This is a genomic window from Bradyrhizobium sp. CCGUVB23 (genome assembly GCF_024199885.1).
Lineage (GTDB): Bacteria > Pseudomonadota > Alphaproteobacteria > Rhizobiales > Xanthobacteraceae > Bradyrhizobium.
On the sequence record NZ_JANADQ010000001.1, the window covers coordinates 9,479,055 to 9,491,396 of the forward strand.

14 protein-coding genes and 1 pseudogene are annotated in these 12,342 nt (G+C 64.8%); 4 read left to right on the forward strand and 11 right to left on the reverse strand.

Features of this window, described 5'->3' with window-relative positions:
- Positions 1-432: 432 nt before the first annotated feature.
- Positions 433-692, forward strand: a pseudogene (locus tag NLN62_RS44550) (nitrilotriacetate monooxygenase); the annotation flags it as partial.
- Here the strand turns inward: NLN62_RS44550 and NLN62_RS44555 are convergent.
- The 11 genes from NLN62_RS44555 to dapA form a co-directional block, all read right to left on the reverse strand.
- Positions 689-1,618 carry a dihydrodipicolinate synthase family protein gene (locus tag NLN62_RS44555; RefSeq protein WP_254112964.1) on the reverse strand — a complete coding sequence of 310 codons (930 nt, stop codon included), beginning with the start codon at positions 1,616-1,618 and terminating at the stop codon, positions 689-691. The pseudogene NLN62_RS44550 and the gene NLN62_RS44555 sit on opposite strands and share 4 nt — an antisense overlap.
- 18 nt (positions 1,619-1,636) lie before the next feature.
- Positions 1,637-2,437 (reverse strand): amino acid ABC transporter ATP-binding protein, encoded by an 801-nt coding sequence (locus NLN62_RS44560; RefSeq protein WP_027526589.1) that lies wholly within the window; start codon positions 2,435-2,437, stop codon positions 1,637-1,639.
- Positions 2,434-3,165 carry an amino acid ABC transporter permease gene (locus NLN62_RS44565; RefSeq protein ID WP_027526588.1) on the reverse strand — a complete coding sequence of 244 codons (732 nt, stop codon included), beginning with the start codon at positions 3,163-3,165 and terminating at the stop codon, positions 2,434-2,436. Before NLN62_RS44565 ends, NLN62_RS44560 begins: the two co-directional genes overlap by 4 nt.
- Positions 3,166-3,185: 20 nt before the next feature.
- On the reverse strand, positions 3,186-4,022 hold the full coding sequence (locus NLN62_RS44570) for an ABC transporter substrate-binding protein (RefSeq protein ID WP_027526587.1): 837 nt from the start codon (positions 4,020-4,022) through the stop codon (positions 3,186-3,188).
- A 116-nt stretch (positions 4,023-4,138) separates the two neighbouring features.
- Positions 4,139-4,441 (reverse strand): DUF4286 family protein, encoded by a 303-nt coding sequence (locus tag NLN62_RS44575; RefSeq protein WP_245288183.1) that lies wholly within the window; start codon positions 4,439-4,441, stop codon positions 4,139-4,141.
- An 11-nt stretch (positions 4,442-4,452) separates the two neighbouring features.
- On the reverse strand, positions 4,453-5,406 hold the full coding sequence (locus NLN62_RS44580; RefSeq protein ID WP_254112965.1) for a dihydrodipicolinate synthase family protein: 954 nt from the start codon (positions 5,404-5,406) through the stop codon (positions 4,453-4,455).
- Positions 5,403-5,834 (reverse strand): MaoC/PaaZ C-terminal domain-containing protein, encoded by a 432-nt coding sequence (locus NLN62_RS44585; RefSeq protein WP_254112966.1) that lies wholly within the window; start codon positions 5,832-5,834, stop codon positions 5,403-5,405. The genes NLN62_RS44580 and NLN62_RS44585 overlap by 4 nt, the downstream gene beginning before the upstream one ends.
- Positions 5,835-5,837: 3 nt before the next feature.
- The gene (locus NLN62_RS44590; RefSeq protein ID WP_027526584.1) at positions 5,838-6,245 is read right to left on the reverse strand and encodes a MaoC/PaaZ C-terminal domain-containing protein; all 408 of its coding nucleotides are present in this window, start codon (positions 6,243-6,245) and stop codon (positions 5,838-5,840) included.
- A 9-nt stretch (positions 6,246-6,254) separates the two neighbouring features.
- The gene (locus NLN62_RS44595) at positions 6,255-7,418 is read right to left on the reverse strand and encodes an acyl-CoA dehydrogenase family protein (protein ID WP_035664238.1); all 1,164 of its coding nucleotides are present in this window, start codon (positions 7,416-7,418) and stop codon (positions 6,255-6,257) included.
- Complete coding sequence (locus NLN62_RS44600) at positions 7,415-8,605, reverse strand: CaiB/BaiF CoA-transferase family protein (protein WP_254112967.1); 1,191 nt, start codon at positions 8,603-8,605, stop codon at positions 7,415-7,417. Before NLN62_RS44600 ends, NLN62_RS44595 begins: the two co-directional genes overlap by 4 nt.
- A 16-nt stretch (positions 8,606-8,621) precedes the next feature.
- Positions 8,622-9,530: a 4-hydroxy-tetrahydrodipicolinate synthase gene (gene dapA / locus NLN62_RS44605; protein WP_254113861.1), complete on the reverse strand. Its 909-nt coding sequence runs from the start codon at positions 9,528-9,530 to the stop codon at positions 8,622-8,624.
- A gap of 184 nt (positions 9,531-9,714) precedes the next feature.
- On the opposite strand from dapA, the gene NLN62_RS44610 reads away from it, so the two are divergent.
- Genes NLN62_RS44610 through NLN62_RS44620 form a run of 3 tightly spaced genes read left to right on the forward strand, consistent with a single transcriptional unit; the run spans position 9,715 to position 12,327 of the window.
- Positions 9,715-10,800: a LacI family DNA-binding transcriptional regulator gene (locus tag NLN62_RS44610; RefSeq protein WP_254112968.1), complete on the forward strand. Its 1,086-nt coding sequence runs from the start codon at positions 9,715-9,717 to the stop codon at positions 10,798-10,800.
- Between the two features lie 3 nt (positions 10,801-10,803).
- Positions 10,804-11,172, forward strand: coding sequence for a tautomerase family protein (locus NLN62_RS44615; RefSeq protein ID WP_254112969.1), 369 nt, complete (start codon positions 10,804-10,806; stop codon positions 11,170-11,172).
- A 12-nt stretch (positions 11,173-11,184) separates the two neighbouring features.
- On the forward strand, positions 11,185-12,327 hold the full coding sequence (locus NLN62_RS44620; RefSeq protein WP_254112970.1) for an acyl-CoA dehydrogenase family protein: 1,143 nt from the start codon (positions 11,185-11,187) through the stop codon (positions 12,325-12,327).
- Positions 12,328-12,342 lie beyond the last annotated feature (15 nt).

Below are 12,342 nucleotides of genomic sequence, written 5' to 3' on the forward strand. Positions count from 1 at the left end.
GCTTGCAATTTCAATGCATTGACCTCTGTCCGTACCATTCGATGATATCAAGATATTCGTTGGCGGCTGACCATTTGCAAAGGACTATTCCTTCGCCTGAACGTGCGTCCCATGCAAGTGGAACAAAAAAACCTGGGAGACATGAGAGAGCCATGCCGTTCACGTTTGCCACAACGAGAAGCATCTGGGTCCATCTTCCGCGGGGATGGGCCAAAACTTCAATAGACGGTGAACGGCCTGCTCAAAATCAGACAAATCTTCAGATTGAGACGACCCGCCACCAACGAGAACTGAATCGAAGAACGCCCGCGCCGGACTTGCCAGGGATGGTTGGTTAGGCTCTTTGGCGGCTTTCGATCCGCAGAGTGGTCACGTTTTTCACCGCGTTTTCGGCGGGATCATCGGCTCCTGGGCGCCTCTGGAACAGCCTGCCTCGCCGCCGCCCGCGGCCATTGGGTGCTGTGTGGCTCTGCCGAGCGCATCGCCGACACGTTGCAGCTCTGGTTCGAGGAACACGCGGCCGACGGCTTCAACGTCATGCCGCCCTATTTCCACGAGGGGTTCGCGATTTCGTCGAGCTCGTGGTGCCGATCCTGCAGGAGCGCGGATTGTTCCGTACGGTCTATGAGGGCACGACGCTGCGCGATCATCTCGGTCTCGCGCGGCCGGCCAATTCGTTCTTCGCGGCTTAGAGCGCGCCGGCGATCCGTAGCGACTGTTCGAGCGCCTGCAACTCGTTTGCTGTTGCCGGCGGCTGTGGCGGCCGCGCCGCGTCACATGAGAGACGCCCGAGCAGTTTCAGGCAGGCCTTGAGCCGCACCGTTGCCCGTCCTCCCGGCGCATCGCGATAGATCGCGACCGCAAGCGGATACAGTCTCTCGTGCTCCGCGCGCGCTCCCTCCCAGTCGCCGGCTTCCGCGGCAGTCCAGAGGCTGACCACAAGCTCCGGCACCACGCAGGCGAGGCTGACCTGGCTGCCGGCCGAGCCGACCAGATAGCTCGTCAGCAGATGTTCGTCACCCGAGCCGAGCACGACGAACTCCGGCCGCAGCTTGCGGACCAGCCGCAGATTATGCTCGTAAGCCGCAACCTCCCAGCTTCCTTCCTTGATCGCGACGAAGCGAGGATCCGCGACGAGCCGCTCGAGCAGAGGCGGCGCATAGGCCATCGCACCCGCGCCGACGGGCGCGGCATAGAGCATCAGCGGCGCGGCCGTCGCATCGCGGATGTGGCGGTGATGCTCGATAACGCACTCATCGGCGTGGCCGAGCGCCCAGCTGTTGGGAGGAAACACCAAGAGCCCGTCCGCGCCGGCCTGCTCCAGCGCAGCCGCCTCGCGCGCGGCCTCCAGGCTCGATTCATGATTGACGCCGGAGACGATCAGGCAGTCCTTCGGCGCGTGCTGGCGCGCCAGCTCCACCACGCGCCGCTTCTCGGCCAGCGACAGCACGAAATTCTCGCCGGCGTGGCCGTTGACTAGGAGCCCATTGATGCCGGGCGTGGACGCCACCGACGTGAGATGCGCTGCGAGCTGCGCCTCATCGACTCCGAAATCGACCGTCATCGGCACGATCGTCGCGGCGTGGATGCCGCGCAGGCGGTCGCTGAATGTCCGCATCTTCGCCGACATCGCCAGCTAGTGGATGATCTGGTCGAGGAACGTCCGCGCCCGCTCCGACTTCGGATGCTTGAAGAATTCTTCCGGCGCGGCCTGCTCGACCACCTTGCCCTCGTTCATGAACACGATGCGGTCGGCGACCTCGCGGGCAAAACCCATCTCGTGGGTCACGCACAGCATGGTCATGCCCTCTTCCGCGAGCTTCTTCATGGTCTCCAGCACCTCCTTGACCATTTCGGGGTCGAGCGCCGAGGTCGGCTCGTCGAACAGCATGATCTTCGGCCGCATGCACAGTGCCCGCGCGATGGCGACGCGCTGCTGCTGGCCGCCCGAGAGCTGCCCGGGGAATTTCTCGGCCTGGTCGGGAATCCGGACCTTGGTCAGGAAATGCATGGCAAGGTCCCTGGCCTTCGACTCCGACATGCCGTTCACGGTCATCGGCGCCAGGATGCAGTTCTCCAGCACCGTCATGTGCGGGAACAGATTGAAGCTCTGGAACACCATGCCGGTGTCGCGCCTGATCGCGTCGATGTTCTTGCGCTGCCGATCGAGCTCGATCCCGTTGACGCAGATCAGCCCCTCATCGTGCTTCTCGATGTGGTTGATGCAACGGATGAGCGTCGACTTGCCCGAGCCGGAGGGACCGCAGACCACGATCCTCTCGCCCTTGGCGACCTTGAGGTCGATCTGGTCGAGCGCGGTGAAGTCGCCATAGTGCTTGTAGACCGCCTCCATGCGAACCGCGGGAACCTCTCGCAACTGCGGCTGCGCCATCGCGCCTTCGACACCACTCGCCGTATTCATCGACATCTCGCTCATGCCCGGGCCTCCACGCTAGCCTGTGCGACCGGCGCCCTCGTCGCGACCTTCCTGGATTTCGCAACACTCGATCTACCGAAATGCTTTTCCAACCGTCGTTGCACCGCATCCCAGACCGAGGTGAGGATCAGGTAATACGCCGTTGCCGCCGCATAGACTTCGAGGATCTGGAAATGCTCCTGCATCAGCATGTCGCTGCGGCGCATGAGCTCCTCGACCGAGATCACGGAGGCGAGCGAGGTCGCCTTCAAGAGCGAGTTGATGGAGTTGCCGAGCGGCGGGATCATCAGCCGGAACGCCTGCGGCAGGGTCACGCGGCGAAACGTGACCCAGGGCGACAGGCTGAGCGCCCAGGCGGCTTCGCGCTGACCCGCCGATACCGCCATGAAGCCGCTGCGCACGATCTCGGCGAGATATGCCGCCTCGTTGAGGATGAGCCCGACGAGCGCGCAGGTGATCACGCTGAACTTGATCCCCAGCTGCGGCAAGCCGCTGTAGATCACCACGAGCTGGATCAGCAACGGCGTGCCGCGGAAGAACCAGATGTAGAAGCGTGCTGCACCCGCCAGCACCGGATTGGACGACATGCGCAGCAACGCGATGCCCATGCCGAGGATCAATCCGCCGACCACCGCCGCCACCGTCAGGCCGATGGTGACGAGCACTCCCTTCATCAGGAAGTAGTTGAAGAAGTAGCTGACGGCGGCCGTCGGACTGAAATGGCTCATCGGCTGGTCTCCGTAGGGTATCAGGCCGGACCGGGGCCGGCGATTGCGAGCGGCCGGTCGGCCGGCATGCTGGTCAGGCCGAACTTGTCGAACAGCGCCTGATAGCTGCCGTCGGCGCGCATCGCGTTGAGCGCCTTGACGACGGCGTCGACCACCGCCTTGTTGCGGAAACCCAGCGTCGTGCGCGCGGTGCCGAGACCGCTCAGCACTTCCTTCACGCGGCCGCGGCTGGTGAGATCGCGCGCCACGCTATCGACGAGCAAGGCATTGTCGACCTGTCCCGCAAGCAGAGCGCTGACTACGTTTGTCGCGGTGGGGAACGTCCGCATCTCGACGGCGGCTCCACCTTTCGCCACGCTGGCATCGCTGAGCTTCTTGAGCCAGTTCATCTGGTAGCTGCTGACCTCGACGGCGGACGATTTTCCGATCAGATCGTTTTCGGTAGCAATTTTTGTGCCGTTGTCGGGAGCCACCACGACTGAAATGGCCTGAATGGCGTAAGGCACCATGTACATCAGCTTGGAGCGCTCCTCGGTCCAGAACATGCCGGTGTCGATGCCGTCGATGCGTGCCGCGTTGAGCGCGGGAATCATTGCGGGAAAGTCCATCCGGACGAGTTCGACCGGAAGACACAACCGCTTGCCGAGCTCGGCGGCGAGCTCGACGTTGAGGCCCTGCAACTGGCCGTCCTTGTCGACGAATTGCTGCGGCGGATTGGTCGGGTTGATGGAAAGCTGCAATTTCCCGGGCGCGATCAGATTGTCGTCAGTGATCGCTGGCGTACAGGCGGCATGCACCGCCGTGGATGCGAGAACGAGCGCAATAGCGGCAATCAAGCGAAGCAGTGTCGAGAACATTTTGAACCTCCAGTAAGACGCCAAAAACCAGATCCTCGCCGGCCTTCCCCTCAACGTTCTTGGATGCGGCCAACCGGATCTTTTCGACACGGCCGGCTGCATCATCAGCGATCCCCTCAAGCCGGTCCAGGCATCGGCCTGAGCTGGATGCGCATGAAATTCTTCACCAGGGATTCGAACGGACCAAAACCCTTCACCTTCAGGAACTCCGGCGTCTCGAATGCCCATCGCCCCGCGACTTCGTACATCGCGGCATATTTCGGCCCATCGCCAATCGAGACGAAGCGCTTTGCCGAGAGCCAGCCGGGACAGGCGAGCAGATCGGGAAAATGCTTCTGCTCGTACCAGGCGTTGAACGCAGCCTCGTGCTCGGGATCGATGTCGACCCGCACGATATGGATGAAGGCTTCGTCCCGCATCGGCACGTCCCTCATGCCAGACGGATGTCGCCGGTCGCGCGCGCGGCGCTGACCGTCGTTGCGATGGCGTCGCATAGCGCGGGCAGAACCGGCAGCAACGGCGGCCGCGGATCGGCGTTGCGGATCAGGCCGAGCGCCTTCAGCCCCACCTTCATGCGCGTGTGCATGTCCATGATCGGCGCAGGCCCGTAGATGGCGCGGACGATCGGATAGAGCCGCTCGTTGACGGCGCGCATCGCCTTGAGGTCGTCGGCGAGCGAGGCCTGCCACAGCGCGACGAACAGATGCGGCGCGAGGCTGACGAGGCCGGAGAGAATACCGTCGCCGCCGACGGCGAGCTGCGGCAGGAACCAGTTGAAGTTCGACGGCAGGATCGCGACGGAAGCGTCGGCCTGCTTCACCGCCCGCCGGTTCTCGTCATAGGCGAAGATAGTGTCGCTGCCCTCCTTGATGGCGATGACGTTGTCGAGCGCGGCGATCTTGGCCAGCGTCTCCGGCGAGTAGCCAAATCCGGATGCCAGCGGATACTGGAAGATCGACACGGGAATTCCGATCGCGGAGCTTACTGCCTGCACGAAAGCCACCGGCGCGCGCGAGGTCGCCGAGGCACCGCCGCCGAGCGGCGCGGGCGGGAACAACACGGCGCAATCGGCGCCGGCCGCTTCCGCGAGCTGGGCCTGATGGATCGCCTCCGCGGTGGAATGCGCGATGATGCCTGATAGCAGCGGCTTGCCGCCGATCTGCTGGCGTGTCCGCTCGATCACCGCCTGACGTTCGTCGTCCGAGAGCGACCCGCCCTCGCCGGCATGGCCGTTGACGAACACCGCCGCGATGCCGTCCGGACACGCGCAATAGTCCAGCACGCGGGCGTAGCCGTCCCAGTCGATCGAGCTGTCGTCCCTGAAGGGCAGCACGGTCGCGACCGTGACGCCGCGCAAGCCTGGTTTCTTGATTGCCTTGCTCATGACGGTTTCTGCCGTGGAAATTTCAGGCTCGCGCGTGCCTTCAGCACTTCGAGGCCGCCCTCGTTGCGCGCGCTGGCTTCCCAGATGATCGTGCGGGTCTCGTCGTGCTGCTCGGCGATCCAGACGTCGAAGGTGAGCGTGTCGCCGTAGAACACGGGACCGGTGAACCAGAAGCGGTCTTCCACCGACACGCCGATGGTGCCGACCAGCTCGCTGGTGAGGATGCTGGTGCAGAGGCCCGCGACCATGATCCCCGGCGCCAGCCTACGGCCAAAGCGGGTCGCGCCGGCATAGACCTCGTCGACATGAACGGGGCCGAAATCGCCGGTCGCGGCGATATAGAGCGCGCCATCGGCCTCGGTGATGGTCTTGCTCAGGCTGACCCTGTCATTCACCTTGAGATCGTCGAAGGACTTTGGCTCGTACATGGCTCAGGCCTTCGCGAAGGGAACCAGCGTCGCGGTGCCCTCCACCACGGTCGCGCCCGAGGGCGACAGCGTGCAGGTGACACGGCAGACTGCGTCGTCGCCGGCGACCGAAACGATCTCCGCCCTGGCCTCGACGGATTCGCCGACGATCACGGGCGCCGCGAAATTCAGCGCGATGCTGCCGATCCGTCGCGTCGGTCCGCCGAGCTGGCTGAGGCAGGTGGTGGCAAGACCGCCCACGGCAAGCTCAAAGGCCACCATGTTGGAGGCGCCCGCCTTTTTGGCGCGGACGGCATCGACATAGAGACCGCCGAGATTGCCGCTGATGCCGGTGAACATCGCCTGCTCGGCCACCGTCATGGTCTTGCGAAATGCGAAGGCAGCGCCGGGCTTGAGAGGTGCGTGAGACATGATCTCTTCCTAGAGCTGCAAGCCGTTCTTGATGGTGCTGCGCGCAACCAGCATGCGGTGGATTTCGGAGGTGCCATCATAAATGCGGGTGACGCGCGCGTCGCGATACATGCGCTCCAGCGGCAGGTCCTTGCTGAAGCCCATGCCGCCGAACACCTGGATGGCGCGGTCGACCACGCGGCCCTGCATCTCGGACGCCGCGACCTTGATCATCGAGACCTTGTCGCGCGCATCCTTGCCCTGGTCGATGTCCCAGGCGGCGTTCATCACCATCATCTTCACGCCAAAAATCTCGGCGGCGGAATCGGCGATCAGCTTCTGCACCATCTGGAATTCGCCGATGAGCTGGCCGAACTGGCGCCGCTCGCCGGCATGCCTGCGCATCATCTCCAACGCGCGCTGCGCCATGCCCACGGCGCGCGCGCCGATATGGGCGAGGCGGATCTGCAGCACGCTCTGCATGATCAGCTTGAAGCCGCCGCCGACCTCGCCGAGCACGGCAGCTTTGGGGATGCGGCAGTCCTCGAAATTCAGCTCGGCATGGCCGTAGCCGCGATGGCCCATCATCGGCTGGGTCCGCGCGACCTTGAAGCCTGGCGTGCCACGATCGACCAGGAACAGCGTGATCCCGCCGCGGGCACGCTTGTCCTTGTCGGTCAGCGCCATCAGGATCACATAGTCGGCGATGTCGCCGTCGCTGATGAAATGCTTGGTGCCGTTGAGCACCCACACATCGCCATCTAGATGGGCCGTAGTGCTAATCGACGCCGCGTCGGAGCCGGCGCCCGGCTCGGTGATCGCCATGGCGCAGATCTTGTCGCCTTTCACCGTCGGCAGCAGGTACCGTTCGACCTGATCGCCCTTGCAGGCCATCAGCATCGGATAGACCTGGCCGAACACACGGCGGATCAGCGCGTCCGACGTCTTGCCGAATTCTTCCTCGACCAGGCAATGCTCCACGCAGGACAGCCCGCCGCCGCCGACATCAGCCGGCATGTTCATGGCGTAGAGGCCGAGCTTCTGCGCCTTGGCCTTGGTGATCGCCAGCGCATCCGCCGGCACCGTAGCCGTCTGCTCCACAACGTCTTCGAGCGGCTGCACCTCCGTCTCGACGAAACGGCGGACGGTGTCGACCAGCAGGCGTGTCTCCTCGGGGACAGAGAAATCGATCATCGCGCCACTCCCACGGCCTTGCCGGCGACCATCGCGTCGATCTCCGCGGCGCGGTAGCCGATCTCGCCGAGCACCTCCCGCGTCTGCGCACCCAGCCGCTGCGGCACTAGCCGCACCTCGGGCGTCCGGCCGTCATAGCGCGCGGGGTGCGCGACCATGCGGATCGGCGCGCCCCCTGCACTCTCGGCGCTCTTGAACACGCCAAGGTGGTTGAGCTGGGGATCGGTCTCGAGGTCGCGATAATCCTGCACCGGCGCGTGCCAGACCCGCGCGGCTTCCAGCGCGGGCAGCCATTCCGCCGTCGGCTTCTGCCTCAGCCGCGCCGCCACGATACGCGTGATCTCTTCGCGCTTCGAGAAGCTGTCGGTATCGCCGAACTGCTCGAGCGCTTCGCTGTCGAGCGCGACCGCGAGCGCCTTGGGCGACGCCATGGAAATCGCGAGATGACCGTCGGCCGTCGCGTGAATGCCGTAAGGTCCGGGGCTGAACCACGCCGCGATGCCGGCCGGACCGCGCGAGGTCGGCGACGGCGCGCCGTTCAGCCAGGCGGTCAGCGGCTCGACCTGGAGATCGAGGGCGGCCTGATAAAGGTTGACCTCAACGAGTTGGCCCTTCCCGGTCTTGGTTCTTGCAAACAACGCCGCGAGGATGCTCATGGCATAGAGCGAGGCGGCGTGCTGATCGACGATGACGGCGCCGACCGCCGTCGGTTCGCCGTCCGCCCGCCCCGTCCGCATCGCAAGACCCGACATCGCCTGGAGCAGCAGATCCTGGCCGGGGCGATCCTTGTACGGCCCCTCCGATCCGAAGCCGGTTGCCACGGCATAGATTAGGCCGGGATTGATCGCCTTGAGCGTGTCGTAGCCGAGACCGAGCTTGGCCATGGTTCCGGGACGGAAATTCTCCATCACGACGTCGGCGGTCGCGACCAGCTTCTTCACCGCAGCGATGCCGTCGGGATGCTTGAGATCGACGGCGAGGCTTCGCTTGTTCCGCCCCGTGGCCAGATGATTGACGCTGTCACCTGCGACGAAGTGGTTGGCGACCGCCCAGTTGCGCTGAAACGCTCCTTCGATCGGCTCGACCGCGATGACGTCGGCGCCGAGATCGGCCAGCGTCTGCGCGGCCAGCGGGCCTGCGAGGTAATGATTGAAGCTGAGGATCTTGACGCCGTCGAGCAGGTTCATCCGTTCACACCTCAGTTCAGGCAGCCGCAATTGGCGCGCTGCGCCACGCGAGATCGAACGTCTTGACCAGGGCACGCGCGGCAGCGTCCTGTGCTGCCGGCAGCGGCAGGCGCGGCGGGCGCGGATTGCCGGCTGCAAAACCCATATGACCGAGCAGCGCTTTGCTGCCGGCGACATAGGCCTGGCCGCCGACGAATTCGATCACCGGCAGGTATTTGAGATAGAGCTCGCGCGCTTCCTTGATCGCGCCGTGGTCGGCGACAAGGCTGAAGATGCGCGCCATCTCGGACGGCACGACATTGGAGGCCACGGCTACCCAGCCCTGTGCTCCCTCGACGAAGGATTCGAAGCCGAGGATGCCGCCGAACACCGTCATCCTGTCGCCGCAGAGGCGGATGATGTCGCGCACGCGCGTCACCTCCAGCGTCGACTCCTTGATATAGAGACAGTTGTCGATCTCGGCGATCCTCGCCACGAGAGGCGGCTTGAGATCGACATTGGCGGTTGCCGGATTGTTGTAGACCATGATCGGTAGCGCGATCGCGTCGGCCACCGTCTTGTAGTGATGGACGAGCTCGTCGTCGGTCGGCGTCGAATAAAACGGCGGGATGATCATCACGCCGTCGGCGCCCAGTTTTTCGGCACGACGGCTGAGGCGCACCACCTCACGCGTATCTTCCGCCCCGGTACCGATCAGCACGGGCACGCGCCCCGCAGCCTGGGTGATGACAACCTCCGCAACCAGCGCCTTCTCGTCATCGTCCATGGAGAGGAACTCGCCGGTCGAGCCAAGCGGGATCAACCCATGAATGCCCTCCGCGATCTGCCAGTCGACGAAGGCGCGCAATGCCGCGACATCGACCTCGCTCGCTGCCGTGAACGGGGTGATCATGACAGTGTAGGTGCCGCGGAACGTCTTCATCAGGGAACTGCCGGGTGCTCGGGTGAATTCAGGCGATGAGTGCCGTCTGCGGAATATCCGCATGATTTATGCAATCGTTTGCACAAATGGCTCTGCATTGGGCAACACCATCCATTTTTTGAGCTTGATCCGCGTGGAATAAGCTCATAGCGTTTCTGCAATCGTTTGCAGTCTATCGGCAGGTTGGATGAGCGTCACGCTCAAAGATGTGGCACAGGCGGCCCGCGTTTCGGTCAGCACTGCTTCCCGGGCGCTGACGGGAACCGGCCTGACCAGCGAGCGCACGCAGCAGCGCCTGGTGCGCATCGCGCGCAGGCTCGGCTATCGGCCGAACCCGATCGCACGGGGCCTCAAGACCGGGCAGTCGCGCCTCGTGGCGCTTCTCGTCCACAATCTCACCAACGCCTCGTTCCAGGTGATGGCCGAAGTGGTGCAGGCGCGCCTGAAGGCGCTGGGTTATCAGATGCTTCTGTGCATCGGCGGCGACGATCCGCAGCAGGAGAGCGACACGCTCACCACGCTGGTCGATCACCGCATCGACGGGCTGATCGTGGTGCCGACAGGCAAGAACGGCGCGCAGCTCAAGGCGCTGGCCAAGGACGTGCCCATCGTCTGCCTGGTGCGGCGCGATGACGCAACCGATCTCGAGACCGTGCTCGCGGACGATCCGCAAGGCGCTTATCTGGGCACGCGCCACCTGATCGAGCTCGGCCACAAGCGCATCGGGCTGATCGTCGGCCGCCAGGACACGACGTCCGGCCGCGAACGTTTGTCCGGCTATGTCCGCGCGCTGCGTGAGGCCGGCATCGCCAGGGACGACACATTGATTCATGCCGGCCATTTCGTGCCCGAGACCGGCGCGACGTGCGCCCGCAGGCTGCTCGACCTTCCCCGCCCGCCGAGCGCGATCTTCGTCGCCAATCACGAGGCAACGCTCGGTGTGCTGCGCGTCACCGCGGAACGGAACATCGCCATTCCCGCCGATATCTCGCTGCTCTGCTACGAGGACATGCCCTGGTTCGAATGGCATCGCCCCTCCATCAGCATCGTCGACAACGGCGCACGTGATCTCGCCAATCTCGCCGTCGACCGGCTGCTGCATCGCATGGACGCCAAAGGCAACGACCGTGAGGGTGTTCGCGAATATCGCGTCGGCGCCCGGCTGATCAAGCGCGACTCCTGCCGCCAGATCGACGCCCCGGTCCCGGGGAAATCCGCGAAGTCCAGATCGTCTTCATCCAAATCGTCTGCGGCCAGGTCCGCGAAGGTCTGATCGATGCCCTATGTCGAAGTGCTCGCCCCGCAAGTCCCAAACCAGCGCAAGGCCGCGCTGGCGCGGTCCGTGACCGACGGCCTGATGTCGGCGTTCGGCGTCACCGCTGATACGGTGACGGTCTATTTCCTGCCCATTGCGCCGGACGACTACGCGCATGCCGGCGTCTTTGGCGCGCAAGCCACCGGCCAACGCATCCTGCTCAAGGTCCACGCGTTCCGCCGCGGCGAGGCCGAACGCCGCGCCGCCGCCATGGCGCTGACCCGTGGCGTCTGCAGCGCCTATGGCGTGCCCGGCGACGACGTCGCGGTCTATTTCCTCGATCGTGATCGCAGCGAAGTCTCCCACGATTCCAAGCTCGCCAGCGACTGACGGGAGCACGCCATGGACCGCTTTTACAGCCAAGACCAGAAAGCCCTGCGCGAGACCGCCCGCCGCTTCGCCGAAGCGGAGATCCTGCCGCGCGCCGCCGCGATCGACCGCGAGGACCGTTTCGACCGCACGCTCTACAAGGGCATGGCCGATCTCGGCCTGTTCGGCATCTGCCTGCGCGAAGGCGCCGGCGGCGCCGGCCTCGATGCGGTTGCGGCCTGCATCGCGATGGAAGAACTGGCGCGCTGCTCCGGCGCGGTCGCCAACGCATTCGCGATCCCCGTTGAGGCCGTACTGTTCTTCGACCATCACGGCACCGACGCGCACAAGGAATTGATCCCGAAGATCCTGAGCGGCGACATCATTCCCGCCACCGCGGTCTCGGAGCCCGACCACGGCTCCGACGTCGCCAGCATCCGCACAAATGCGGTGCGCGAGGGCAATGGCTGGCGGCTCAACGGCACCAAGGCCTGGGTGACGCTCGGCGGCGTCGCCGACCGCATCATGGTGTTCGCGCGCACCGGCAGCGAGGCGGGCCACCGTTCCATCTCCTGCCTTCTTGTCGACGGCGCCCTGCCCGGCATCGCCCGCGGCAAGAACGAGGAGCTGCTCGGCATGCATGGCCTCGACGACTGCCAGATCACGTTCTCCGACGTGCGCCTGCCGGCCGACAGCGTGATGGGGCCGGAGAACCAGGCCTTCAAGATGGCCATGAGCAATTTCAATTTCAGCCGACTGATGATGGCCTCGATGGCGCTCGGCATGGCGCAGGCCGCGTTCGAGGATGCCACCGCCTATGCCAAGGACCGCAAGCAGTTCGGCCAGGCCATCATCGGCTTCCAGGCGGTGCAATTCATGCTCGCGGACATGTCGACCGACATCGCAGCCGCGCGCCTCCTGATCCACCACGCCGCACGCCTGCACGATGCCGGCGAGGCGATCGCCAAGGAAGCGGCGCAGGCCAAGCTGTTCACCACCGACATGGCGATGAAGCACGTCTCCAACGCGCTGCAGATCCACGGCGGCAACGGCTATTCGCGCGAGTACCGCATCGAGCGCATCTTCCGCGACGTCCGCCTCGCGCAGATCTACGAGGGCACCAACCAGATCCAGCGGCTGATCATCGCCCGCCAGGTCGAGAAGGAGGCCGCGTGATGCGGGACGCGCACT

Excerpts from the sequence above, each read along its gene's own strand:
- NLN62_RS44595 (WP_035664238.1), bottom strand. The coding sequence starts at position 7,418 with ATGATCGATTTCTCTGTCCCCGAGGAGACACGCCTGCTGGTCGACACC.
- NLN62_RS44560 (WP_027526589.1), bottom strand. The coding sequence starts at position 2,437 with ATGAGCGAGATGTCGATGAATACGGCGAGTGGTGTCGAAGGCGCGATG.
- NLN62_RS44585 (WP_254112966.1), bottom strand. The coding sequence starts at position 5,834 with ATGTACGAGCCAAAGTCCTTCGACGATCTCAAGGTGAATGACAGGGTC.
- NLN62_RS44575 (WP_245288183.1), bottom strand. The coding sequence starts at position 4,441 with ATGCGGGACGAAGCCTTCATCCATATCGTGCGGGTCGACATCGATCCC.
- NLN62_RS44570 (WP_027526587.1), bottom strand. The coding sequence starts at position 4,022 with ATGTTCTCGACACTGCTTCGCTTGATTGCCGCTATTGCGCTCGTTCTC.
- NLN62_RS44610 (WP_254112968.1), top strand. The coding sequence starts at position 9,715 with ATGAGCGTCACGCTCAAAGATGTGGCACAGGCGGCCCGCGTTTCGGTC.
- NLN62_RS44620 (WP_254112970.1), top strand. The coding sequence starts at position 11,185 with ATGGACCGCTTTTACAGCCAAGACCAGAAAGCCCTGCGCGAGACCGCC.
- NLN62_RS44600 (WP_254112967.1), bottom strand. The coding sequence starts at position 8,605 with ATGAACCTGCTCGACGGCGTCAAGATCCTCAGCTTCAATCATTACCTC.
- NLN62_RS44580 (WP_254112965.1), bottom strand. The coding sequence starts at position 5,406 with ATGAGCAAGGCAATCAAGAAACCAGGCTTGCGCGGCGTCACGGTCGCG.
- NLN62_RS44565 (WP_027526588.1), bottom strand. The coding sequence starts at position 3,165 with ATGAGCCATTTCAGTCCGACGGCCGCCGTCAGCTACTTCTTCAACTAC.
- NLN62_RS44590 (WP_027526584.1), bottom strand. The coding sequence starts at position 6,245 with ATGTCTCACGCACCTCTCAAGCCCGGCGCTGCCTTCGCATTTCGCAAG.
- NLN62_RS44615 (WP_254112969.1), top strand. The coding sequence starts at position 10,804 with ATGCCCTATGTCGAAGTGCTCGCCCCGCAAGTCCCAAACCAGCGCAAG.
- NLN62_RS44555 (WP_254112964.1), bottom strand. The coding sequence starts at position 1,618 with ATGCGGACATTCAGCGACCGCCTGCGCGGCATCCACGCCGCGACGATC.